Below are 22,459 nucleotides of genomic sequence, written 5' to 3'. Positions count from 1 at the left end.
CAACGCGCTGGAGTGGCCCCGGCAGGAGGTCGGTCACCAGGGCAGACGGATGCGCACGGTCTTCCCGCCGCCGGGCCCGGGCAGGACGCGTACCTCGTCGGCCAAGCGGTCGATCAGTGTCCACCCCCATCCGCCGCCGACTCCGCTGATGTCCGGCGGGCGCGGCCTCGGCGGTGTGGGGCTGGTGTCGCTGACCTCGATCAGCACGCCCTCGACGTGGAGGGCCAGACAGAGCGTGCACGGGCCGGGGGCGTGGCGGACGGCGTTGGTGACCAGTTCACTGGCCACCAGCAGCACCGCGTCCACCGCCGCCGGACTTCCCGGCTGCCCGCGGACGCGCCCGGCCTCGGCCAGGAAGTCGGCCGCGGTCCTGCGGGCCCGGGCGGGAGCATCGGTGGTGTCGGCCAGGTCAATACGGTGTCGCACGGTCATCGACGATGGTCCCCCTCTTGCGATCGGGCGGCCGGCGGGCCGGGTGTGGTGTCAGTGATACGCCTGCCCGGCAAAAGCCCGCATACGAGGCAGCCGGCCCTCGGGCTTCGAAAACGGGGCCGTCCGATGGTCGTACGAGGCCGCGCCCGGTGGTGTGAGGCCACGCCGGTCGACACGATCGGCTCCGGGTTCGGTGTCCCGCCCGGTGATTCCCGCGTGGGCGGGTAGACGGTATTTCTCCCGGAAGAAGGAGACGTGCGATGACCGACATGTCCATGAAGGCCATGGGCTGGGCCCGGTCCTTCCCCGTGTCCGGCGGTGTACGAGAGGGCCGGCGCTGGGCTCGTGAGCACCTGGAGGCCCTCGGCTGGACCCGGGAGACCCCCGATACCGTGGACGACGTACTGCTGACCGTGTCGGAGCTGATCACCAACGCCCATGTGCACGCCCACAGCGACGCGCAGCTGATCCTGACCTGGGACAGCCGGTGCCTGCACGTCAGCGTGCACGACTCGGGCGCGGGCCTGCCCGCGCCCCGTACCCCCGACACCACATCGCCCGGCGGACGTGGACTGGCTCTCATCGACGCTCTCGCCGACGACTGGCACACCCACACCCAGTCGGACGGCAAGACGATCACCGCGTGCTTCACCCCGTCGCTCGGACCGGCGGGTGAGCGAGGGGCCGAGCCGGCGGAGGGCTGACGGGCCGCCGGCGCCGGGCCTGTGGCCGCTGCCGCCGAAACCGCCCTTCCGCGCGGGCCCCGGCCGGGCGGGGCGGGCGGCAGTTCCGTCATGGGCGGGGCGCGCCCGGCGGACCGTGGCCGACGAGGCCGGTCAGGGATGCTGGTCGCTGTGTCCGCAGACCCAGGCCAACGCGTCCCGCACCCCGTGGATGTAGTCGCGGGGGACGGTGCGCTGGGTGGAATCCTCCATCTGCGCGGTCGCGGCGTCCACTTCCGCGCTCAGATGACTGAGCGTGGGCGCCTCGTCCAGGGGCTGGGCCGTGATGGGCGCCGGCCCGCCACGACCGAGTGCCCACAGGTACCCGGCCAGCGCCCCGCGGGAGAACTGCGTCTGCTGGTCGGGGCCGGCGGCCTCGGCCTCCAGGCGCCGGAACGCCTCCTCGGCCTCGGCGAAGGATCGCACGCCGACCCTGTCCTCAGCGGTGTGTGTCGAGTGTGTCGTCATACTTGTATGCCTAGCCGCGCCCTCCCGCACTACACCCCGGGCACCGGGCGCTCACTCGCCCAGCGGTAGCCGCCCCGGCGCACGCGATGGCGCGTCCACCCCGCCGCACCGCGCCGACGTGGCGCTTCCCGCCCCGCGGTCGGGCCCGGTCGCGGCACTGCCGTGCGAACGGGAGCGCGTCACTCGGCGTCGAGACATGAAGTGGTGCGCGCCGGGGATGATCCGGGCGACGGCTGCGTATGGTTGCCGTCGGTCCGCGTCGAGCGAGGGAGAGCGGTATGCCGGTGGAGAGACTGGTGATCACACCGGCGGTGGTGGAACGTGACGCGGTGCTGGCGCTGGCGGGTGAGCTGGACATGGACGGCGAGGCGGTGCTGGCGGAAGCGGTCGACGAGCTGATCCGAGCGGGTCACCGCCGGGTGGTGCTGGACTGCGCGGGGGTGGAGTTCTGTGACTCACGCGGGTTCAACGCCTTGCTGCTGGCCCGCCAGGCGGTCCAGGACACCGGTGGAGCGCTGACGCTGGCCGCCGCGTCCGAACGGCTCCAGTCCCTGCTGACCCTCGTCGGCGCCCAGGAGATCTTCACCCTCGCCACCACCGTCGAAGAGGCCCGGCTGCTGCTGGGCCGACGCGCCGTCAGCAGCGAGACCGAACCGGCGTAGACGCCGGCCGGCGGCCGGGGCCCCGCCGAGGCCGGCCGGTACGGGCACGGCCCTCGCCTCCGGGCGCCGGGCCGGAGCTCCGGACCTCTCCGGTGGCCGCGTCCGGCGGCCGCACCGCTGACGGTACTCAGCGGTGCGGCCGCCGGTACGGCCGGACAGGGGAGGCCCGTCAGCGGTTCCGGCCGCGCCGGGCGAAGAGGACGACGGCGAGCGCCACCGCGCCCGCCACCAGCAGACCACCGTTGCCGCGCACGGTGTCGACCGCCCGGTACGCCTTCTCGCGCACCGGTTCGGGCGTCCTGTCCTGGACCTTCTCGCCCAGGGTGTGGGCGGTCCCGGTCAGCTGCTCCATGGCGTGGGCGGCCTTGACCCGCATCGACTCCGGAGTCCTGTCCTGCGCCAGCTGAAGCGCCTGGGCGGCCTTGTCCTGCACCTGGCTCAGGACCTCCGCCGCCCGCTGCTGCGCCTGGGCCCTGACGTCGGCCTTGCCGGCTAGCTCCTCGACCGTCTGCCCCAGCTTCTCCCGGGTGCCGTCGATCTGCTCGCGCAGCTCCTCCGGGGTGGGTGCGGGGTCGTTGTCCTGGGGGTTGATGCTCATCGGTGTCCCTCTCCTGGATCACGGCCATGTCGTCGCGGCACTGTCGACGGCCGGTTCGGCGCCCTGCCGGTTCCGGGACGGATCCCGCGGGGCGGTACGGCCGGCACGCTCCCGGTCCGGGCGGAGCCGTCGAGCAGGCGCATGAGCACCTGCTGCCCCTCATCGGAGCGGGAACACGCCCGCCCGGGCCACCAAAGTGGGGGCCGGGTCAGTCGGTGTCCATCCGGCGGCGGTCCTCCTCCGTCCACTTACGGGTGTCGCGCGGCTGGACGTAGGGCTCCTCGTGCTCGGGGTGACCACCGATGATCGCCCGTTCCCGGGCCATCTCGGCGTCGAACTCCAGGCCGAGCAGGATGGCCAGATTCGTGATCCACAGCCAGACGAGGAAAATGATCACACCGGCGAGGGTGCCGTAGGTCTTGTTGTAGGAGCCGAAGTTCGCCACGTACAGCGCGAAACCGGCGGAGGCGATCATCCAGATCAGCAGGGCCAGGAAACTGCCGGGGGTGACCCACTTGAAACCGCGGCCCCTGGCGTTGGGCGACGCCCAGTACAGGATCGCGATCATGATCGTGACGAGGATGACCAGGACCGGCCACTTGGCGATGGACCACGCCGTCAGCGCGGCGTCCCCGATCCCCAGCGCCGTGCCGAGCTGCCGGGCCAGGCCGCCGGTGAAGACCACGATCAGCGCACTGACACAGGCCAGCACCATCAGCACCACCGTGAGCACCAGCCGCAGCGGCATGACCTTCCACACCGGACGGCCCTCCGGCATGTCGTAGACGGCGTTGGAGGTGCGGATGAACGCCGCGACATAGCCCGAGGCGGACCAGACGGCGCCCAGCAGACCCACCACCGCCAGGACGGAGCCGGTGCCGCCGTTGCCCTGAAGCTGCTCCACCGCCCCGGCGATCACATCGCGCGCGGCGCCGGGGGTCATCTTCTGGAGGTTGTCCAGAATGCTCTTGGTGGCCGACTCGCCGGCGATCCCCAGCAGGGAGACCAGCACCAGCAGCGCGGGGAAGAGCGCCAGGACCCCGTAGTACGTCAGGGCCGCCGCCCGATCGGCCAGCTCGTCGTCCTTGAACTCGCCCGCGGTCCGCTTGAGCACCGCCCACCACGACTTCTTGCGCATCTGCGTGGGCTGGTCCGGTGCGTCGCGTTCCACCTGCGGATCCGGCCCCGGGCCGCCGCCGGACGTCCCGTCCGCCGCCGGATCACCCGGACCGCGCCGGTCGTCGTCCCGCTGCCTGCTGTCGTCGTGCTTTCGCCAGATCGGTGCCATGCCCTACCAGTAACCGCAAACGCCGCCTCCTGCACATGGAAAACCGGGCCGGCTCCGCGAGGCGGGCCGGCGGCCCGGCGGGCGCCCGCACGGGGCCGGAGCCGGGCGGGGGCGGCCGCCGGGAGACGCGCCTCAGGGGGCGATGGGCAGCCGGCGCTTGTGGTCGGTGAGGCGGTAGCGGTTGACGATCGTCTCGAAGACGCGCTCGTCCACCGGCTTGCCCTCCAGGAAGTCGTCGATGTCGTCGTAGGTGACCCCGAGCGCGTCCTCGTCGGCCTTGCCCGGGTCGAGCGTCTCCAGGTCGGCCGTCGGGGTCTTCCACACCAGCTCGGCGGGCGCGCCCAGCGCGTCCGCGACGGCACGCACCCGGCGCTTGGTCAGTCCGGTCAGCGGGACCAGGTCGGCGGCGCCGTCGCCGAACTTGGTGAAGAAGCCGGAGACCGCCTCGGCGGCGTGGTCGGTGCCGACGACGAGGCCGTCGTGCGCGCCGGCCACCGCGTACTGGGCGATCATCCGCTGCCGCGCCTTGATGTTGCCGAGCACGAAGTCCTGGTGGTGGGCGTCGCGGAAGCTCACCCCGGCGGCCAGCGAGGCCTGGAGCGCGGCGTCGCTGGCGGGCTTGATGTCGACGGTCAGCACCTGGTCGGCCCGGATGAAGGAGAGCGCGAGCTGGGCGTCGTGCTCGTCGGTCTGGACCCCGTAGGGCAGCCGCATCGCGTGGAACCGCGCGTCGTGCCCTTCGGCCCGGGCCCGCTCGACGGCGAGCTGGCACAGCCGGCCGGTGGTGGTGGAGTCGACGCCGCCGCTGATGCCGAGCACGAGGGAGCGCAGACCGGTGGAAATCAGCCGCTCGGCGAGGAAGGCCACCCGGCGTTCGATCTCCCGCGCGGCCTCGAAGACCCCGACGACCTGGAGTTCCCGGGCGATCTCCTGCTGGACGACGGACGCCGGCTCGCTCACATCTGCTCCCTGTTCGACTTCTCGGTCTGCTGTCCGGCCACCCTACCCAGGAACGGCCGGCGGAACGGCCCCGGGCGGACCGGTGACGGCGCGGCCGGAGCGGCGACCGCCGGAGCGCGCCCGGCCTCAACCGTCCGGCGCGGGAACCGTCGGGTGCAGGTGTGCGCCGGCGGAACGGGGGCAGACGCGCGGACGGGCCGCGTGGGACGCGGATGGCGCAGCGGTGACAAGGGTGAGGAACATGACGGACGCGACCACTGAACGACCCGTGCGCCAAGCCGTCCCGGCGGACCCGGTCTCCTGGGCGGGCATGGCTCTCGACGGCGCGCCGGCCTCCATCCCGGACGCGCGCCGCTTCGCCACCGACTTCGTCACCCGCCTGTACGGCGAGCGCGACCTGCCGGTCAGCCCGGCGGTGACCGGCACCGTCCAGCTCGTCGTCAGTGAACTGGTCACCAACGCCTGCAAGTACGCCCCCGGTCCCAGCGCACTGCACCTGGAACTCGCCGGGAGCGATCTGGAGATCACCGTCTGGGACACCAGCCCGGCCCTCCCGCTCGCCCGCGCCGCCGAACCGGGCCGGGTGGGACAGCACGGTCTGGAGATAGTCACCGCCCTGTGCGAGGGGCTCACCATGCAGCGCCAGCCGATCGGCAAACGGATCACCGCCCGCGTCCCGCCCTGCCGGCCGCCGGGTCCGCGCCCGGCCGGTTCTGAGCCCCGACCCACCCGGTCGGCCTCCGGTCGGCCCCGGCCTGCCCGGGCCGAGGGCGCGGCGGGCTGGGGGCATGGACGCCCGCCGCACGGCCGGCGCGGACCCGGGACTCGGCGATACACCCCCCAGGACCGGGGCGACCCGGGCGCTCGGCCCAGCACGTCCACCGCGCCGGCGGGCACGTTCACCGCGCCGGCCGGTGCATGCACCGCGTCGGCCGGTGATCAGCCGGGAACGGTCAGCACCCGGTGGCCGGCGCTGTTCTTCATGGCGGTGTAACTCTCGTCGAGCGCTCTGGCGTCCACCGGACGTGTCCGCGCGATGGCTGTGAGGTCGCCCGAGCACTGCAGTTCCCAGCGCGGGAAGCGCCGGCGGGCCCCCGCGACGGCCGCCCCGGGGGCGAAGTAGAACATGGTGGTGTTCTCGTGGGGGTTGTGCGCCGACCCCTCGAAGACCATGTGGCCCAGGGTCTCCAGACGGTCCACGAGCAGGCCGAGGGCGGTGCCGTCCGGGCGGTCGGTGAAGAGACCCACATGGTTCTCGAATCCGTGTGTGCGCTCTTCCGCGCCTATCTCCCTCCGGTACTCCGGGCAGTCCTTCGCGAAGAGGAATATTTCCACCTCCGATGAGCAGGCAGGAGCCGGGCGCACGCGCGTCACCGAAATGCGGACCTCTTCGGGAAGTCCGTAACGCTCGATGAGCCGACGTTTCACCAGGACACTCGGAATGGGCTCCGAGGCTTGCCAGCCCTTTCTTCGAAAATACTCCAGAGCGCCTTCTTGGGACTGCGGGAAAAGCAGCGTCGCGCAATGCGAAACAGCGAAATCCGAGATGATCGCACGCTTGAGATCCCCGGGTATCCATGGTGGCAGGAGGCTGCCGAGAGGAACCCGGGACGCGTGGTGCGCGTAGTCAACGGCATGCCTCAGGCGCTGCAGGTCGCACGCGTCGAATACCACGTGTTTCATGACGCCGCCTTTCTCTGGCCGACTCCCCATTAAAGGCGCCTCACCCGTTGGGAGGCATCCGGGCGTACGCCGAACGGGTGAACGCTCCGGTTCTGTACCGCGGGAACAGCAGATCGTTCGCCGTGCGGTTGTGGCGTTCCTCCCGATGCCGCATTTTTGAGGGCGGGGATTTTGCACTGGAGGTGGCGGCATGTCGGTAGAGCGCCGTGATGCCCCGAAAATCGTGGTGGTCGGTGCGGGTATCGGCGGTCTGTCGACCGCGCTGAGTCTGGAAGCCGCCGGGTTCACCGACGTCACGGTCGTCGAGTCGTGTCCCCGGCTGAGACCGGTGGGCGCGGGCATCAACCTCCAGCCGTCGGCGGTGCGGGAACTGACCGAGCTGGGACTGGGCCCGGCACTGGCGGCCGAGGCGGTGGCCACCCGCCGCCTGGAGTACCACCACCGCTTCGGCGGGGTGATCTGGTCCGAACCCCGCGGCCGGGCCGCCGGCTACCACTGGCCGCAGTACTCGGTGCACCGGGGGCGTCTGCAGTCGATACTGCTGCGCGAGGTGTGCCGGCGTCTGGGCCGCCGGTCACTGGTCACCGGCTGGCGGCTGCACCACTACGAACAGCGGCGCCGGGGCGGCCGGACCGAGGTGCTGGCCCACGGGACCGGCGACGCGGGCTCCCTGGTGTGCGACCTGCTCGTCGGCGCCGACGGCGTCAACTCGGCGGTCCGCGCCACCATGTTCCCGGGTGAAGGGCCTCCGCTCGCCAACGGCATCCACATGTGGCGGGGGGTCAGCCGGCAGCCGGCTTTCCTCGACGGACGCACCATGCTCATCATCGGCTGCAACTCCCGGGTGAAGGCCGTCGTGTACCCGGTCACACCACCGGACGCGTCCGGCATGTGCGCGCTCAACTGGGTGGTCGAGGCCCATGACCCCCGCCCCGTGGAGCCGTCCGGCGACTGGGACGCGGCCGCCCGCCCCGAGACCGTCCTCGACCACCTGGCGGGCTGGCACAACCCCTGCCTCGACCTCCACCGGCTCGTCCGCGCCGCGCCGCGTGTCCTGTGCTACCCGATGATCGACCGTGATCCCCGGCCGACCTGGGTGGACGGCCGGGTCGTCCTCCTGGGGGACGCCGCGCACCCCATGTACCCGACGGGCTCCAACGGAGCCTCCCAGGCGGTGGTCGACGCCCGGGTCCTCGCCCACCAGCTGGCCCTCCACCCGCTCGACGAGGCGCTGTCGCGGTTCGACGGCATCCGCAGGCCCGAGACCGGCCGGCTGCTGGCCGCCCACCGGCGGCTGGAACCGGACGCGCTGCTCCGTCAGGTGGAGATCCTCGCTCCGCACGGGTTCAGCGACATCCGGCGGGTCCTGCCGGAGGACAAGCTGGCCGACATCAGCTCCTGCACCCGCCGGGTCACCGGCACCGACGCCGCAGGACTCAACGCGCGCTCCTCCTGGAACGCGCCGGCACGAACGGCCTCCCGATGAGACTGCTCCGCCCCCGCGGCCTGACCGCCCTGGCCCTGCCGGCCACGCTGGTGCTCGCCGCTCTGCTGCCCGTCGCGTCCGTGCCCGCCGCCCCCCGGGGCGCCGCGGCACGGTACCTGCCCGCGACGGGGTGCCCGGCCGGTCGCCCCGGCGGCCTGTGCGTGAGGCACGGGACGGCGAGCGTACTCGGCCGTGGGCGGGTGCTGACGTACACCGAGTACACCGGCACGGCGCCCCGCACCCTGGGAGTCGTGCTCACGCGCGGTGCCGTCACCGGCCTCCCCACCACCCCGACCGACGGCGAGCACTGCCACGACTCGAACGGCGACGGCCGACGCCACCCCTGGCGCGAGTGCGTGGGCGGGCACGGCCTCGAACTCGCTCTCCCGCCCGCCGGTCCGGCCGACACCCGCCTGCCCTTCCAGTGGGTGCTGTTCAACTGGAACCCCCAGGGGCACAGCCCGCACGGACGCTATGACGTCCCCCACTTCGACGCGCACTTCTACCTGGCCCCCCGCCGGGTCCGCGAGGGCATCCGGCTCGGCAGCTGCGCCCTGCTGATCGACTGCCGGCAACTGCCGGCCGCCTCGGCGCCCGTGCCCGCGGCCCACCTGCCGCGGGGCTACCCCGCCAGCACTCCGGAGACCGCGGAAGGCGCCATGGGCATGCACCTGGACAGCAGGCCCCCGGACGTCGGCCCGCTGTCCGGCCACACCCTCATCTACGGAGCCCACCAGGGGCGGATCATCTTCCTGGAGCCGATGCTCACCCGGGACTTCCTGCTGGCCCGGCGCACCGGCTCCCCGCGCCGCGTCTGCGCCCCGGTCGCCCAGCCCCCGGCGTGGCGGACACCGGGCCCGTACCCCACCCGCTACTGCGTGGCCCACCGCCCGCGCCACGACGACTTCACCATCACCCTGACGGGTTTCACCACGCCCGCCGGGCCGGGACCACGCGCCGCCCCGGGCAGCACCGGGGCGTTCCCCTGGAACGGGGCCGCCCCCACCACCGGCGGGGGCGTGGCACGCTGATCGGAGCGGACCCGGCTTACGACCGCGGGGGTCCGCCGACGCCGGGGCCGCCCGCTGCAACGGCAGTGAGGCGGCGGTTACCTCTTGAACCCGTGGTTCAGCAGCTTCGCCGCGTCCGCGTTGCGGTTCGCCTCCGAGGAGGAGGCCAGCACCGTGCCGATCAGCGTCCTGCCGCCCCGGGTGGCGGCGAACACCAGGCAGTACATCGCCTCGGGACCCGAACCCGTCTTGACCCCGATGGCGCCCTGGTAGGTGCCGAGCAACTTGTTGGTGTTGGTCCACGACATGTCGCGGTGGCCGCCGTTCTTCATCGTGACCCTCTGGGTTGTCGACCTGGTCTTCACGATGGCGCGGAACGTGGGATTCTTCATGGCCTGGCTCGCGAGCCTGGTCAGGTCGCGCGGCGTGGAGAAGTTCCTGCCGTTGCCGATGCCGTCGAACGAGTCGAAGTGCGTGTTCTTCAGGCCGAGGCGGGTGGCGGTGGCGTTCATCCTGCCGATGAACGACTTGACCCGCTCCTGCCGGGTGGAGCCGGTGCCATAGGTGTCGGCCAGCGCGAAGGCCGCGTCGCAGCCGGACGGGAGCATCACCCCGTACAGCAACTGGCGCACGGTCACCTTGTCGCCCACGATCAGCCGCGCGGAGGAGGCGGTCCTGGAGACGATGTAGTCGCTGTACGCCTTCTGGACGGTGACCTTGGCGTCCAGATCGAGGTTCTTCCGCGTGAGGACCACATGCGCCGTCATGATCTTGGCGGTGGACCCGGTGGGACGGCGGGTGTCAGCGGCCTTGGCGTACAGGGCCGCCCCTGTGCCGTCATTCATCACGAAGCCGCCCTTGGCGACGATCGTCGGCGCCTGCGCGGTCGCGGCCCGGGCCGGAGAGACGAACGCCCCGCCCGTGAGCAGGGCACCCGTGGTGGCCCAGACCGCGGTCAGGAGGCTCATGTTCTTCATGGCGTTCAACATCACCAGTCCAATGTGTGCGGCTGCGGCATCGCTGCTCGGGAAGGGTCTTTTCCAGTCGTCACGGTCGTGGCCGACGGCGCGTGCCGACCGGCGCCGGCACGGGTCCACCCCGCTGTGAGCACCCCGTGGGGGGCGTTCCGGGACTCGGGCTCCCGACCGCCGGCCGTCGCCGCGGCAACAGGGCGGCAAGGGCTGGCGGGAAGGGCGGCGTACCCGGCTGCTTCGCTCACGGCTGGTCCAACGAACACCTCCACCAACGGATGCGCCCGAGTCCCCGACCCGCTGTTCCACCGGGCCGCGTCGCGCGGTGTGGCGGTGCTGGAGGGGGGCGGCGCGACGCGGCCCCGGCAGTCCACCGGCCCCCGACCCGTCGTGACGTCTCGCCGCGTCCGAGGGCCACCCGGGGAGAACCGGGTGGCCCTGGCGGTCCGGCGGGGGCCCCGGACCGGGGGTGGCCCCGGCCCGGCGTCAGACGACCCGCTGCATCGCCTTCCGGTGCCGTTCCGCCATCGCGGCCCCCGACTCGCGGCGGGCCATCCTGCGCAGCACGGACGGGGCCAGGAGCAGCCCGGCGAGCGCCCAGGCGCCCAGGACGCCCGCGGTCTCCAGGTACCGCCAGGATTCGCCGATCTCGGCGGCGACCGCCTCGGCCGGCAGCAACGCGGCCCGCAGACCGAGGCCCAGCCAGTACACCGGGAAGACCTGCCCGACGATCTGCACCCACTCGGGCAGCTTCGACAGGGGGAAGTAGATCCCGGAGATCACGACGAGCCCCATCACCGGGAGCATCAGCAACCCGACGGTGCGCGGGCTGGTGACGAGCGAGCCGATGACGGCACCCATCGGCAGGGTGGCCAGGAGACCCAGGGGCACCACCCACACCAGTGTCAGCAACGCTCCGCCGCCCTGCCGGGCGACGCCGTCGACCAGGAACACCCCGGCGACGAAGGGAAGCGCCATGGAGACGAGTGCCGTGCCCGACACCATGACGACTTTGCCGACCAGGTGGCCGACCATGCCGTGGGGCACCGCCTTGGCACGCAGCAGCGTGCCGTCCTCGCGCTCGGTCGCGAGCAACTGCGCGGTGGTCATCACCCCGGTGAACGCCAGCGTCATCCCCACCATGCTCGGCAGCATGAACGCGCCGGCCGAGATCCCCGCCCCCGTCAGCGGATCGTCCCCGGCCAGGAACAGCGGCACCATGAGCAGGACCGTCCAGAGCACGTACCCGAACACGTCCTGGCCGGAGGTGAAGGTCTGCCGGAGTTCCGTCCAGCCCCGCCGCAGCCCGACTCCCGCCGCGTACCACACCGGACTCATCGCGATCCCTCCCCGAAGACGTTCGCCGCCCGCTCCCCGGGGACGCTCCCCGTTTCCAGCTCCCGCACCATCGTCAGGTAGGTGTCCTCCAGGCTCGCCCGGCGCACCTCCAGCCCGTCGATGGCCTCACCGTGCTCCTCGAACAGCCGGCGGACGAACCGGGTGGGCTCGGCCGTCTTCTCCTCGAACGGCCGCCCGTCGCGCGTCCAGCGCACGGTGGCCTCGGCCGACGCCTGCCGGGACAGCTCCTCGGCCGCCCCGTCGGCCACGATCCGGCCACCGGCCAGGATGAGGATCCGGTCGGCGAGCTTCTCCGCCTCGGCGAGGTCGTGCGTCGTCAGCAGAACGGTGGTGTTCTCGTCCGCGAGCCCCCGTACCAGGCCGTGGAACTCGCTCCTGGCCTCCGGGTCCAGACCGGCCGTCGGCTCGTCCAGGAACAGCAGCTCGGGCCGGCCCACGATGCCGACGGCCACGTCGAAGCGCCTGCGCTGCCCGCCCGACAGCGTTCCCACCCGCTTGTGCGCCTGCTCGGTCAGCCCCACGGCGGCGATGAGCTCGTCGACGTCCCACGGCCGCTGGACGAGGGCGGTGGAGTACGGCGCGTAGTACGAGCCGAGATGGGCCAGCAGTTCCCGCACCCGCCACTTGCCGTGGTCCCGCCAGGACTGCAACACGATGCCCAGGCGCGCGCGCCACCGCTCGTCCCCGCGAGCCGGATCGGCCCCGAGGACGGTCACCTCACCGGCCGAGCGCATCCGGAAACCTTCCAGGACCTCGATCGTGGTCGTCTTGCCGGCGCCGTTCGGGCCGAGCAGGACGACGACTTCACCCCTCCGGGCGGTGAAGCCCACCCCGCGCAGTACGTCCTGGTCCCGGTAGCGCATCCTCAGATCGCGTACGTCGATGACCGTGTCGCTGTGCGGCGGTGGGCTGCTCCCGACCCCGGACAGGGTGTGAGCGGTCGTCATGAATGTTCCCCCGTCAGTCGTGTGGTGTGTCCTTGGGGACCGGGGCCCAGGGCCGTGTCGGCGTCCGTGGTCGTCGGACGTGTCACTGGCCGTGGCCGCCGTCACCGCCCCGTCAGCACGGCGCACGGGCCCTCCCCGGCGAACACATTACCGAACGGTTCCGGAGTCGCACGCGGTCCACCAGTGGGGGCGCGGACGCCGGAGGCGGGGGAGACGCCCTGGTGGCTCAGTCGCGTGGCGGCAGCAGGCGGGCCGCGACGGCGAGCGTGTCGTCCTGGTGGAGGCTGCCGGTGAGCATGTCCGAGGCGATGGCGCTGGGGATGATCGCGGTGGGGTGCGGGTGGTGGCGGCGGGTCGCTTCGATCAGCCGTGCCTCCCCCTCCAGGGGGTCCCGGCGGCTCTCGGTGAGGCCGTCGGTGTAGAGCAGCATCAGATCGCCGGGACGCAGGGTGGTGGTCACGACGCCGTCACTGCCCGGGGAGGGGAAGCCGACGCCCCGGCCGCGCGCCTCGAGGTAGCCGGCCGTGTGGTCGTCGCGCACCACGAGGGCCGGGGGGTGGCTGCCGTTGGCCACGGCGAGGTGGCCGGTCGTGGGGTTGAGGCGGGCCAGCAGCAGGGTGGCCATGACGTGGTGGTCGAAGGGCCTGAGGATGGTGTCGGTACGGGCCACGATGCTGTCCAGCGGGTGGCCCTCCAGGGCGAGGGTGCGCACCGCGTGAGTGACCGTCAGGGCGGTACGGGTGCTGGTGACACCGTGGCCGAGGGCGTCCACGAGGGTGATGTGCACGGTGCCGTCGGGGAGGACGAACCAGTCGTACAGATCTCCGCCGGTGGGAGCGTCGTCGCTGGCGGGCGCGTAGTGGACGGCCAGTTCCAGGCCGTCGACGTGGAGCGGCCGGGGACGCAGGGCGTCTTCCAGGGCACGCAGCATCTGACCGTGGGCCTGGCGCAGCGCCTGGTCGCGTTCCTCCAACTGCACGTACAGCGCCATGACGCCGCTGTTGGTCTCGGCCAGCTCGTGTTCCAGCCGGCGGAGCTCGCCGGCGAGGAAGTCGGCGCGCCGCAGCGCCGCACGGAGTTCCTCCTCGGCGAGCGGCATGTCCTCGCCGTGACGCATGGCGGGGGACAGGGGGCGGGGGTCCCCGGCCGTGGCCCCGGGTCCGGCGGCGGGCGGCGCGGGAGCGGCCGGAGCGGCCGGGTCGGGCGACGCAGGCCCCGGCGGTGTGGCCAGGCGCCACACGAGGTCGCCGTCCGCACCGGTTTCGCAGGGCAGCGGCAACCGGCGCAGCGCGGCCTGGTCGGTGAAGTGGCCCGAGGGCAGGAAGCGCAGGCTGATCGTCAGGAGGCCGGGACCGGCCCGGCGCGTCTCGTGGGAGGAGGTGAGGGTGACCAGGCGTCCGCCGCTGAGGGCGGTCGCGCACACGTCGCTGAGGGAGAGCACGAGGCGTGCCCGCAGTTCGGCCGGCAGGCGGTGGGCGAGCGCGATACGGCGCACCGTGCGGCGCAGCGCGTGCGGGGTGCGGAAGGTGTCGTGGGTCACGCCGACCCCCGCGGGGAGCCGGGGGCGGGTGTGGTGGCGCCGTCGCCGTGTCGCGGGTGGGTACGGGCCGGACGGGCGGTCACGAGCGGGCGGGACAGGCGCGGTCGGGCGGCGGTCGGAGCGGTGGCCGATGCCGTCGGCTGGTCGCCGGCGACTGTGCCCGGTGCGGGCGGTGCGGGCGGTGCGGGCGGTGCGGGCGGTGCGGTCGGTGCACCTGGTACACGGGGTGCACGCGGTGGCCTTGTGCGGGCCGGGGCAGTGGGCGCGGGAAGTGTCGGCGCCGTGGCCGCAGGTGCCCGGCCGGGCGGTGTGCCCACGGTGTACGCCGTGGACCGAGCGGGGGACGGACCGGAGGTCGCCGACGCCACGGTACGTCGCGTGATCGGAGGCCGTCATACCTGCCGCTTCCAGCGTGTCGCGATGATGGTCGTCCCTTGCCCCTCGGCGGTATCGACGTGGAATTCGTCCATGAGGCGCCGGGCGCCGCCCAGCCCGTGGCCGAGGCCGGCACCGGTGGTGTACCCGTCGGTGAAGGCGGCGTCGAGATCGTTGATGCCCGGTCCGTGGTCGGTGACGGTCAGCCGGAGTCCTCGCCTGTCGGCCTGCTGGATCAGTTCGAGGGTGAGGGTGCCCCCACCGCCGTGGATGTAGGCGTTGCGGACGAGCTCGCTGGCGGCGGTGACGACGCGGGTCTGGTCGACCAGGCCGAGACCGGTCTCCAGGGTGGCGGCCCGTACGGCGTGGCGTGCGGCGAGGAGGTCTTCCTCGCTGTTGACCGGATGAGTGGTCCGTGACACGCCGTCGGCCGGGGTGCCCGCCTGTCCGGGGGCGGTGTGTCCGCCGGACGCGGGTCGCCGGCCGGGTTCTTCCGTGGTGGCGAGTGCGGGGGCGGGGTCATCGATGGGGCGCATGTGCGGCCTCCTGCCCGGCCGCCCGGTCGCGTGGGGTTCGGTCACGCGGGCCCTGCTGCCAGCCGAGGGCGGCCATGCCCTGCTCGGCGTTGAGGGCGGTCTCCACACCGGGGAGCCCGAGGCCGAGTTCCACCAGGGTGATGGCGACGGCGGGGCGCATGCCGGCCACGATGACGCGGGTGCCCAGGAGCCGGGCGGCCGTGCCCAGCTCCAGCAGGACACGGGCGACGAAGGAGTCGACGAATTCGAGCCGGGAGATGTCGATGATCACGCCCCGGGCCCGGTCGGCGAGGACCCGGTCGGTGAGCTCTTCGGTGAAGACCGTGGCGGCCTTGTCGCCGAGCTCGTCGAGCAGCCCGGTGAGCAGGACATCGCCCAGGCGCAGGATCGGTACCCCGCTGCCGGCCGGCCCGGTCATCGGCCGGCCGGTGAAACGGTCCGGTGAGCGGGGGCGGCGATCAGCGCGATGGCGGCTTCCAGGGCGTCGGAGAGGGTGGCTCGGGTCACGATGGCGGACAGGTCGATGCCCAACTGGGCGATGGTCCGGGCGATGGAGGGGCGGATACCGCTGATGAAGCAGTCCGCTCCCATCAGCCGGACGGCGTCGACCGTCTGCATCAGGTGGTGGGCCACGGCGGCGTCCACGGTGGGCACACCGGTGATGTCGATGATCACGACCTGGGCCTCGTCGGCTCCGATGGCACCGAGCAGGTTCTCCATCACGACCTGGGTACGGGAGGTGTCGAGCGTTCCGACCAGGGGGACGGCGAGCACCCGGTCCCAGAGCCGCACCACCGGGGTCGACACCTCCAGCAGCTGTCGGCTCTGGCGCCGGATGATCTCCTCGCGCCCCTCCACGTACGTCTCGAAGGACAACGCGCCGGCGGCGTCCAGCACCCGATTGATCAGCAGAGCCGCTGAGTACAGGGAGGCGGCATCGTGGGTTTCCCGCTGCACCGTCTCCAGCAGGGCTTCCTTCAGCGCCAGTACCGCCAGGGCGATGGCCGTGGGGGCGGCGCCGCCCCGGGCCCGGCGCAACGAGAGCTCGACGACCGACTGGCGCAGACCCGCGTGGGCGGTGACGATCCGCTCGGCCGCCATGTCGCTCCGCAGCGCGGAACTGAGCTGGTCGACCAGGGCATCGGCCTCCTCGCGCAGCTCGGCCTCCGCCATCTCCGAGCCCCAGGGCGCCTGTTCCCGCTGCAACCGCACCCAGCGGTCCGCGACGTCCTCCGGGTGCTCGCGCAGCGCGGTGCTCAGCCGCTGCCGGGCCTCGGCCTCGGACGTGTCCATCCATCCTCCACAACAGTTGTCGTACGACAAACGTTAGCGGAAGGAAAAGAACCTCCGGGAGGGCGTGGCCGGTACGGCCACCCCCGCGAGGCACCCGGGGGAGGGCACCCGGTCACGCGACGGGGCACGGGCACCGGCGACGCGGCGAAGCCGAACCCCGGTGATCCGCCCCAGCGCCACGGCGGCCGAGCCCCGCGCGTCGACCTGGCCGTGAGGCCGGCAGCCGGCGGGAACCGGGCCGCACTCCACGTGTCCACCTGCCCGTTCGACGATACGCGCCCCCGGCACGCCACAAGAGGGGTTGTGACTGTCCCTCGGCCGGCTCGGCCGGGCACGGGACATCGCCCCGGCGTGAGCCGGCGCGGCCGTCGGCGGCCGGCAGCCGCCGGTGCGCCGATGAGAAGAGCCGGGGCAGCGGACGGCCGCCGAAGAATCCCCACTTCCCGCACCGGAAGAACGTGCCCGACATGTGCACCCGACGTGCACAACACTTTTGTCATATCGTCACGGGGGGTGGATCCCGCACAGGGCCGTGATGTGGATTTCCCGCCCTCCGGCGGCGCGGTCACCGCCGCCCGGTCGCGGTCGCGCGACTCGGCCGAGCGGAGGTACCCGGCCCCATCGGAACGCATCGGAACGCACGTGGACGCACGTGGACGCACGTGGATGCAGGTGAACGCCGAGGAACCGTCCCGCGCTGCCGATACCGGTCACGCGGTCTCCGTGGCTCCGTCCGCTTCCCCGGCGCCGGGGGCGAGCCGGTCGGCGGCGCGTCGGAAGCCGCTCAGACCCTGTACGAGAGCCCTCCTGGCGGAGGGCGTCATGGCGGAGACGACTTCCCACAGCACCGCCTCGCGCCGGGCCCGCAAGCCGGCAAGGTACTTCGCACCTCGGTTCGTCAGGCGCAGCTCCAGCTCGCGGCGGCTGGCTGAACTGGGCGAACGCTCGATGAACCCCAGGGCCTGGAGTCGGTCGCACATCCGGCTGACGGAGGAAGGGGCGGATCCGAGTACTTCGCCCAGCGACCTCAGGTTGATGCCCTCGTGGTGGTCCAGAACGTACAGAGCCTTCAGTTGCGACGAGGAGACAGGAGCCGTCGGCACCTTGTCCCGGCTGTCACTCCAGAGCACCTCGAGCAGATCAGTCACCTCCCGGACCGCCCGCGCGGCACCATCCTGGCCGGTACCGGGGGAGTCTTCGGTACATGAGCCTTCCGCAGGGACACTCGGCAGGCCGGTCAGACGCTGCGGCATGGAGTCCGTCTCCTCCTTTGCTTCTTTCTTCCCGAAAAGGCGATACCGCGGTGGGCGGAGTCCAGGGGCGAGCGCGCACAGGGCGGAGCAGAGCCGCACTCTTCCGGAATCGCGACGAGAGACGATCACCGTGGCTTTCGCGGCGATCTCGCGGTCGACCTGCTTGCTCATGGCGAACTACGCGATGACCATACTGCAACCGTTCCACGCGCCCCTGCGCCGTCGAACGTCCCGGTGCACCCCGGAGCTTCCGGCCACGGCACTCGGCGCCCGTCTGCGAGGTGCTTCACGCGAGGGCGGGAGCCGCACCCGGGTGTCGGGCGCGGACGGCAACGGCGCTCGGTGGGGCGGTGTCGTCACCGGAACCGGGCAACGGCTGCCGCTGGTCACGCACGTGTGACAGCGCCGCCGGCCGGCATGCCCGAGCCCGGCCCACGGCGAGCGTGTGGAGACCGGGCCCCACCGCGTCACCGGAGGCGGGCGGGAAGCACCCGGGGTGCTGGGGCGAGGCCCGGCGGAAACCGCCGGTCCCGGACCGCTTCGGTGTGCGCGGCGCCGATCCGCGGGGTCGCTCCGTCCGGGCAAGGGCGTTCGCTGAGCGGAAGCAGGTCACCTCACGCGCGGCGTCCTACCGAAGTGGATCTCGGTTCGCGGTACCGGGCCGGCCACCCGTCCACCCGTCCGGGCCGACGCGGCTTCCCACCGGGTGCCGCTTCCCACCGGGTCCGGTCACCGGTCGGGCTCGCCCTGGCGCGGGGACGGCCACCGGGCGGAACCGGGGCCGGCCGCGCCGGAGGGGACCGGCTCGTCACCGGGCCGCGCCCACGGCCCGCGGCGCCACCCGGCCGCGCCCGGCACCCGGGGGATGTGTGGAAGCGCGCGGACGGCGCATGCGTAGGGGATGAGGTGTGTGATCTACCGGACGGATACGACCGTCGAGCCCGAGCAGGTGGACTGCGACCCCACGGACGGCGCTTGCCGGCCGGTGCTGAAGCAGCTGGCGGAACTCGCGGACGGCGAGTTCGCCTGGGTGCACCTGGATGACCCCGTAGAGGAGACGCTGCAGGAGGTCGGCCGGTACGTGGGCCTGCATCCGCTGGCGATGGAGGATGCCGTCCAGGCCCACCAGCGGCCGAAACGCGAGCGGTACGGGGACGTGCTGGCCGTCGCGCTCAAGACGCTGTGGTATCTGGAGGAGGGCTGCGACGTGGAGACGGGCGAGTGCATGGTCTTCCTCGGTCCCCGCATCGCCCTGACCGTCCGGCACGGTGCCCACGACCCGACCGTGGAGGCTGCCCGCCGGCTGCGGGCCGACCCGGCGACGCTCCGGTTCGGCCCGGTCGCCGTCCTGCACGCCGTCCTCGACGTGGTGGTGGACGCCTACGGTGCGGCGGCCGCCCAGGTGCGCGCCGACCTGACCGATCTGGAACGCCGGGTCTTCTCGGCCTCGCACGACGACCACACCGAGAAGGTGTACTCCCTCAAGCGGGAGGTGCTGGAGTTCCGCGACGCGGTGCAGCCCCTGGTCCCGGTGCTGCAGGAATTCACCGGGCCGCATGCCGAGTGGCCCGAGGGCGCCCTGCCGTACTTCCGTGACGTGTCCGACCACCTGCATCGCACGGACACCGAGGTGCGGTCCCTCGACGAGCTGCTGAACTCGGTACTCGACGCCCACCTGGCCCGGGTGGGCACCTGGCAGAACGACGACATGCGCCGCATCTCGGCATGGGCGGCCATCTTCGCGGTCCCCACCATGGTCGCCGGTGTCTACGGAATGAACTTCCAGCACATGCCCGAGCTGGGCTGGAAGTACGGATACGCCATGGCGATGGGCCTCATGGCGACCGCTGCCGCTCTGCTGTACCGCGCCTTTCGCCGCAACGGCTGGCTGTGATCCGGTCCGCGGACACCCGGGCAGGTCCCAGGGAACCGGTCACCGGCGGGGGGTCGCCCGCGGCCGTCGTGCCGACATCGGCAGGGTGGCCCTGGCCGGACGGGGATCCGGGACCGCACCCAGCGTGTACACATCCGCTGCGAGTGACGGATCTCGGCAGCCGCTGGGTGGGCGACCGCCAGGCGTCTGCGAGTCCGGAGCCGGACAGCTGACCGAACATGGGGCAGCGCGGCACGGCGTCGACACCGCACAGCGCCTGGCCCAGGCCGAGGACCTGGCCGACGCGATCCAACAGCTCATCACTCCCGAGAGCACCGACGACACCCACACGGGGTCCTGACAGGTGTGGTAGAGGTTCAGGGCCGCGGCCCGCCTGCCGGAGCTGGAGGGCAGCCGCAGGGCCTTGGTCACCTTCGTCACCTGGATGCTGCGCGAGGGCCAGCGGCCCCGCCGCACCGACCCCACGCCCCGCGACTACGCCCCCGTCTCCGCCAGGGCCCACCTCAACGCCGTCATCGTCGGACCGCGCCGCCGCGGCGTGGAGGTGTCCAAGGACGATGCCACCGCCGCCCGTACCGCGCTGGACGGCCTGGAGGTCAAGCTGCTGCAGAACAGGGAGCGGCGCGGCCGCAGCATGGCCAACGCGGCCCACCCGCGGGACTACGTCAAGCCCGAGGTCAGGGACCGGGAGATTCAGCTCCTGATGCGCGACCACCCCTTCGATGAGGTGATGGCCACCCGGCTCTTCGGCGCGGCCATCACCTACCTGGTCACCGCCATCGACAAGTGGGGCCAGGGCCTGGAGATGTGCTGTGGCCGGCTGGTCGACATCGCGGTCCACACCTTCATCCTGGACACCAGGAACTACCGCGAGTGGTGCGCCGAGCACTTCGACGGCAAGTTCCTCGAACACATCCCCGAGATCGAGTTCAAGTACGACGGCTCGGTGGAACGGACAGCCCAGATCATCGCCGACAACGGCTTCGAGGTGGACTGGAAGCTGTGGGAGCGGGACTACGCCAAGTGCGGCCCCTGCCGTCCCGGCGAGAACTGCCACTGACCCACCCCCGGCCCCGGGCGGCGCTTCGGCGCCGCCCGGGGCCGGCGCATGAGACGACGGTATGAACAGGCGGGATCCTGCCGTGGCGCACCGGGCGCATGGGTACGGTGACGAGCCCACAGCGGACACCCCGGGAGGATGCATGCCCCGAGCCTCAACCAACCTGCCCGAATACTGGGACACCTACAAACCGCACCGCGGAGACGGCGAGCAGCCGGCCCCCGCGGCCGACGTGTTCGGCTGGACTCAGTACGACGGCCACGGCCCCGGCGTGGAGGTCCTGGGCCGCCCGGACACGGCGCTGGAACTGGGCTGCGCGGAGGGCAAGGAAGCGGTCCACCTCGCCCGCCAGGGCGTGAACGTCACAGCGCTGGACTTCTCCGCCGCCCAAGTCGCACGGGCCCGTGGATGGTGGCAGGGCACACCCGGGCTGACGTTCGTCCAAGCCGAAGCCTGCGACTACCTGGGGCAGACGGAGACTGCCTACGACGCGGTGTTCTCCATCTGGGGGGCGGTGTGGTTCACCGATCCCGACGAGCTGGTGCCGCTCATCGCCAAGAGGCTCCGCCCCGGCGGGATCTTCGCCTTCTCCCAGGCGGAGCCGATCGAGGGCTACTACGGACCGCAGCCGATGTACGGGAACGGCTTGGCCGGCCGGAAGCTGACCGTTCTGCGCTGGTCCTACAGTCCGCAGTGGTGGGCCGACCTCCTCAAGCGCCAGGGCTTCACCGATATCGACGTCCACGTACTGGCCGCTCCCGACCCCGACGACGTAGGCACCCTCATGGCCACGGCCCGCATCCCGGAGTAGCTCCCGTTTCCGCCCCGTGCAGCCTCTGCGGGGGCTCCCGGGCGAGCGCCGGCGGCCCCGGGGCCGGATGCTGGAGAGGTGGAACGTCCTGTGTCGGTTGCCCTGGGCCAGTCGGTGGCCCGGCTTCCGCAGGGCCGCGGGTGGTGGTAGGAGCCGAAACCTGGGGAATACTGCCCGAAGATGCGACTCGTTGTAGGGTAGGGAAACAGCACTTGACCTGCAAAAACGCAGGCAGGGAGCCTATGTCCAGGAGTACCTCGATGATGCGTACCATGTTCAAATCCAAGATCCACCGCGCCACCGTCACTCATGCCGACCTGCACTACGTGGGATCGGTCACCGTCGACGCCGACCTCATGGAGGCCGCCGACCTGCTGCCCGGTGAGCTGGTGCACATCGTCGACATCGACAACGGTGCCCGGCTCGAGACGTACGTCATCGAAGGTGAGCGCGGTTCGGGTGTGATCGGTGTCAACGGCGCGGCCGCGCACCTCGTGCACCCCGGCGACCTGGTGATCCTCATCAGCTACGCCCAGGTGGAGGACGCCGAGGCGCGTGCGCTGGTGCCTCGCGTCGTCCATGTCGACGCGGCGAACAAGATCGTGGAGCTGGGCTCGGACGCGTCGGAGCCGGTGCCTGGCAGTGACACCCGGCGTGGCCCGCACGCCGTCGCGGCGACGCGTGGCTGACCGTCCCGCCGCGCCCCGCCGACCGTCCGGGCCACCCCGCTGACCGGGCCGCTCGCCGGGCGGCCCGGTCCTGGCGTCGCCAAACGGTCGAGGCGGTGCTCGTCGCACCGCCGGGCCGCCGCATGAGTGATCCCGCCACGGGATGAGTGATCCCGCCACGGGTGGGAACGCGCAGCGGGAGAAGCCCGACACGTACGACCGACCTGCTGAGGGGGAGTCGTGACCAGTCCGTACCCGGACCCCGTACCGCCCGCGCCGACACCGCCGCCCGGTCCGCCGGACCCGGTGCCGCCGACGCCGGGGCCGCAGCCCGGCCCGCCCGGCCCGGAGCCGGGTCCCGCGCCCGGCCCCGCGCACATCGGGTGCGGCGATGCGCCGGGTGGCCTCCACGCCGTCGATGCCCGCGCCGAGCTGGAGGTCCA

24 protein-coding genes are annotated in these 22,459 nt (G+C 72.5%); 10 read left to right on the top strand and 14 right to left on the bottom strand.

The genetic code is table 11. The features are described 5' to 3' along the window. Positions 1-33: 33 nt before the first annotated feature. Complete coding sequence (locus AB0H53_RS25700; protein ID WP_362117858.1) at positions 34-426, bottom strand: ATP-binding protein; 393 nt, start codon at positions 424-426, stop codon at positions 34-36. 266 nt (positions 427-692) lie between these two features. On the opposite strand from AB0H53_RS25700, the gene AB0H53_RS25695 reads away from it, so the two are divergent. Then, positions 693-1,136, top strand: a complete 444-nt coding sequence (locus tag AB0H53_RS25695) for an ATP-binding protein (RefSeq protein ID WP_362117855.1) — start codon at positions 693-695, stop codon at positions 1,134-1,136. 132 nt (positions 1,137-1,268) lie between these two features. On the opposite strand, the gene AB0H53_RS25690 is transcribed toward AB0H53_RS25695, so the two are convergent. Then, positions 1,269-1,580, bottom strand: coding sequence for a hypothetical protein (locus AB0H53_RS25690; protein ID WP_362117852.1), 312 nt, complete (start codon positions 1,578-1,580; stop codon positions 1,269-1,271). A 320-nt stretch (positions 1,581-1,900) separates the two neighbouring features. Between AB0H53_RS25690 and AB0H53_RS25685 the strand changes: the two genes are divergently transcribed. Further along, positions 1,901-2,284, top strand: coding sequence for an STAS domain-containing protein (locus AB0H53_RS25685; RefSeq protein WP_362117849.1), 384 nt, complete (start codon positions 1,901-1,903; stop codon positions 2,282-2,284). A 169-nt stretch (positions 2,285-2,453) separates the two neighbouring features. Here the strand turns inward: AB0H53_RS25685 and AB0H53_RS25680 are convergent, their stop codons facing one another. The 3 genes from AB0H53_RS25680 to nadE form a co-directional block, all read right to left on the bottom strand. Then, positions 2,454-2,882: a DUF3618 domain-containing protein gene (locus AB0H53_RS25680; protein WP_362117846.1), complete on the bottom strand. Its 429-nt coding sequence runs from the start codon at positions 2,880-2,882 to the stop codon at positions 2,454-2,456. A gap of 208 nt (positions 2,883-3,090) precedes the next feature. Further along, the gene (locus tag AB0H53_RS25675; protein ID WP_362117843.1) at positions 3,091-4,170 is read right to left on the bottom strand and encodes a YihY/virulence factor BrkB family protein; all 1,080 of its coding nucleotides are present in this window, start codon (positions 4,168-4,170) and stop codon (positions 3,091-3,093) included. A gap of 132 nt (positions 4,171-4,302) precedes the next feature. Continuing rightward, the gene (gene nadE, locus AB0H53_RS25670; RefSeq protein ID WP_362117840.1) at positions 4,303-5,130 is read right to left on the bottom strand and encodes an ammonia-dependent NAD(+) synthetase; all 828 of its coding nucleotides are present in this window, start codon (positions 5,128-5,130) and stop codon (positions 4,303-4,305) included. Positions 5,131-5,371: 241 nt separating this feature from the next. Here nadE and AB0H53_RS25665 point away from each other — a divergent pair, with 241 nt between their 5' ends. Beyond that, positions 5,372-6,124, top strand: coding sequence for an ATP-binding protein (locus AB0H53_RS25665; RefSeq protein WP_362117837.1), 753 nt, complete (start codon positions 5,372-5,374; stop codon positions 6,122-6,124). Here AB0H53_RS25665 and AB0H53_RS25660 read toward each other — a convergent pair. Further along, entirely contained in the window at positions 6,070-6,813 is a 744-nt protein-coding gene (locus tag AB0H53_RS25660) for a hypothetical protein (protein ID WP_362117835.1), read from the bottom strand. The genes AB0H53_RS25665 and AB0H53_RS25660 overlap by 55 nt on opposite strands. A gap of 190 nt (positions 6,814-7,003) precedes the next feature. Between AB0H53_RS25660 and AB0H53_RS25655 the strand changes: the two genes are divergently transcribed. Both AB0H53_RS25655 and AB0H53_RS25650 read left to right on the top strand, forming a co-directional pair. Continuing rightward, on the top strand, positions 7,004-8,299 hold the full coding sequence (locus AB0H53_RS25655) for an FAD-dependent monooxygenase (RefSeq protein ID WP_362117832.1): 1,296 nt from the start codon (positions 7,004-7,006) through the stop codon (positions 8,297-8,299). Then, a complete protein-coding gene (locus AB0H53_RS25650) occupies positions 8,296-9,330 on the top strand; it encodes a hypothetical protein (protein ID WP_362117830.1) in 1,035 nt (344 codons plus the stop codon). Before AB0H53_RS25655 ends, AB0H53_RS25650 begins: the two co-directional genes overlap by 4 nt. A gap of 77 nt (positions 9,331-9,407) precedes the next feature. Here AB0H53_RS25650 and AB0H53_RS25645 read toward each other — a convergent pair whose 3' ends face one another. From AB0H53_RS25645 to AB0H53_RS25610, 8 genes are all read right to left on the bottom strand, one after another. Then, positions 9,408-10,286, bottom strand: a complete 879-nt coding sequence (locus AB0H53_RS25645) for a serine hydrolase (RefSeq protein ID WP_362117827.1) — start codon at positions 10,284-10,286, stop codon at positions 9,408-9,410. A gap of 480 nt (positions 10,287-10,766) precedes the next feature. Next, positions 10,767-11,618 carry an ABC transporter permease gene (locus tag AB0H53_RS25640; protein WP_362117824.1) on the bottom strand — a complete coding sequence of 284 codons (852 nt, stop codon included), beginning with the start codon at positions 11,616-11,618 and terminating at the stop codon, positions 10,767-10,769. Beyond that, positions 11,615-12,586: an ABC transporter ATP-binding protein gene (locus AB0H53_RS25635; protein WP_362117821.1), complete on the bottom strand. Its 972-nt coding sequence runs from the start codon at positions 12,584-12,586 to the stop codon at positions 11,615-11,617. Before AB0H53_RS25635 ends, AB0H53_RS25640 begins: the two co-directional genes overlap by 4 nt. A gap of 226 nt (positions 12,587-12,812) precedes the next feature. Further along, positions 12,813-14,126, bottom strand: coding sequence for a SpoIIE family protein phosphatase (locus AB0H53_RS25630; RefSeq protein WP_362117818.1), 1,314 nt, complete (start codon positions 14,124-14,126; stop codon positions 12,813-12,815). Positions 14,127-14,518: 392 nt separating this feature from the next. Beyond that, positions 14,519-15,037 (bottom strand): ATP-binding protein, encoded by a 519-nt coding sequence (locus tag AB0H53_RS25625; RefSeq protein WP_362117815.1) that lies wholly within the window; start codon positions 15,035-15,037, stop codon positions 14,519-14,521. Continuing rightward, positions 15,021-15,455, bottom strand: coding sequence for an STAS domain-containing protein (locus tag AB0H53_RS25620; protein WP_362117812.1), 435 nt, complete (start codon positions 15,453-15,455; stop codon positions 15,021-15,023). Before AB0H53_RS25620 ends, AB0H53_RS25625 begins: the two co-directional genes overlap by 17 nt. Next, the gene (locus AB0H53_RS25615; protein WP_362117809.1) at positions 15,452-16,330 is read right to left on the bottom strand and encodes an STAS domain-containing protein; all 879 of its coding nucleotides are present in this window, start codon (positions 16,328-16,330) and stop codon (positions 15,452-15,454) included. The genes AB0H53_RS25620 and AB0H53_RS25615 overlap by 4 nt, the downstream gene beginning before the upstream one ends. A 710-nt stretch (positions 16,331-17,040) precedes the next feature. After that, positions 17,041-17,583 (bottom strand): MarR family transcriptional regulator, encoded by a 543-nt coding sequence (locus tag AB0H53_RS25610; RefSeq protein WP_362117932.1) that lies wholly within the window; start codon positions 17,581-17,583, stop codon positions 17,041-17,043. A 901-nt stretch (positions 17,584-18,484) separates the two neighbouring features. Here AB0H53_RS25610 and AB0H53_RS25605 point away from each other — a divergent pair. The 5 genes from AB0H53_RS25605 to AB0H53_RS25585 all read left to right on the top strand — a co-directional run. Beyond that, positions 18,485-19,477 carry a magnesium and cobalt transport protein CorA gene (locus tag AB0H53_RS25605; protein ID WP_362117807.1) on the top strand — a complete coding sequence of 331 codons (993 nt, stop codon included), beginning with the start codon at positions 18,485-18,487 and terminating at the stop codon, positions 19,475-19,477. A 403-nt stretch (positions 19,478-19,880) separates the two neighbouring features. Continuing rightward, positions 19,881-20,537 carry a hypothetical protein gene (locus AB0H53_RS25600; RefSeq protein ID WP_362117804.1) on the top strand — a complete coding sequence of 219 codons (657 nt, stop codon included), beginning with the start codon at positions 19,881-19,883 and terminating at the stop codon, positions 20,535-20,537. 142 nt (positions 20,538-20,679) lie between these two features. Continuing rightward, positions 20,680-21,348: a class I SAM-dependent methyltransferase gene (locus tag AB0H53_RS25595; protein WP_362117801.1), complete on the top strand. Its 669-nt coding sequence runs from the start codon at positions 20,680-20,682 to the stop codon at positions 21,346-21,348. 260 nt (positions 21,349-21,608) lie between these two features. Next, positions 21,609-22,037, top strand: a complete 429-nt coding sequence (panD, locus tag AB0H53_RS25590) for an aspartate 1-decarboxylase (protein ID WP_362117798.1) — start codon at positions 21,609-21,611, stop codon at positions 22,035-22,037. Between the two features lie 219 nt (positions 22,038-22,256). Next, positions 22,257-22,459: hypothetical protein (locus AB0H53_RS25585; protein WP_362117795.1), on the top strand; the 203-nt coding region annotated here is incomplete at its 3' end.

The sequence above is a fragment of the Streptomyces sp. NPDC050856 genome, from assembly GCF_040653855.1.
GTDB lineage: Bacteria > Actinomycetota > Actinomycetes > Streptomycetales > Streptomycetaceae > Streptomyces.
The sequence above is the reverse complement of the archived record's forward strand: the minus strand, read 5'-3'. Positions and strand labels throughout refer to the sequence as shown.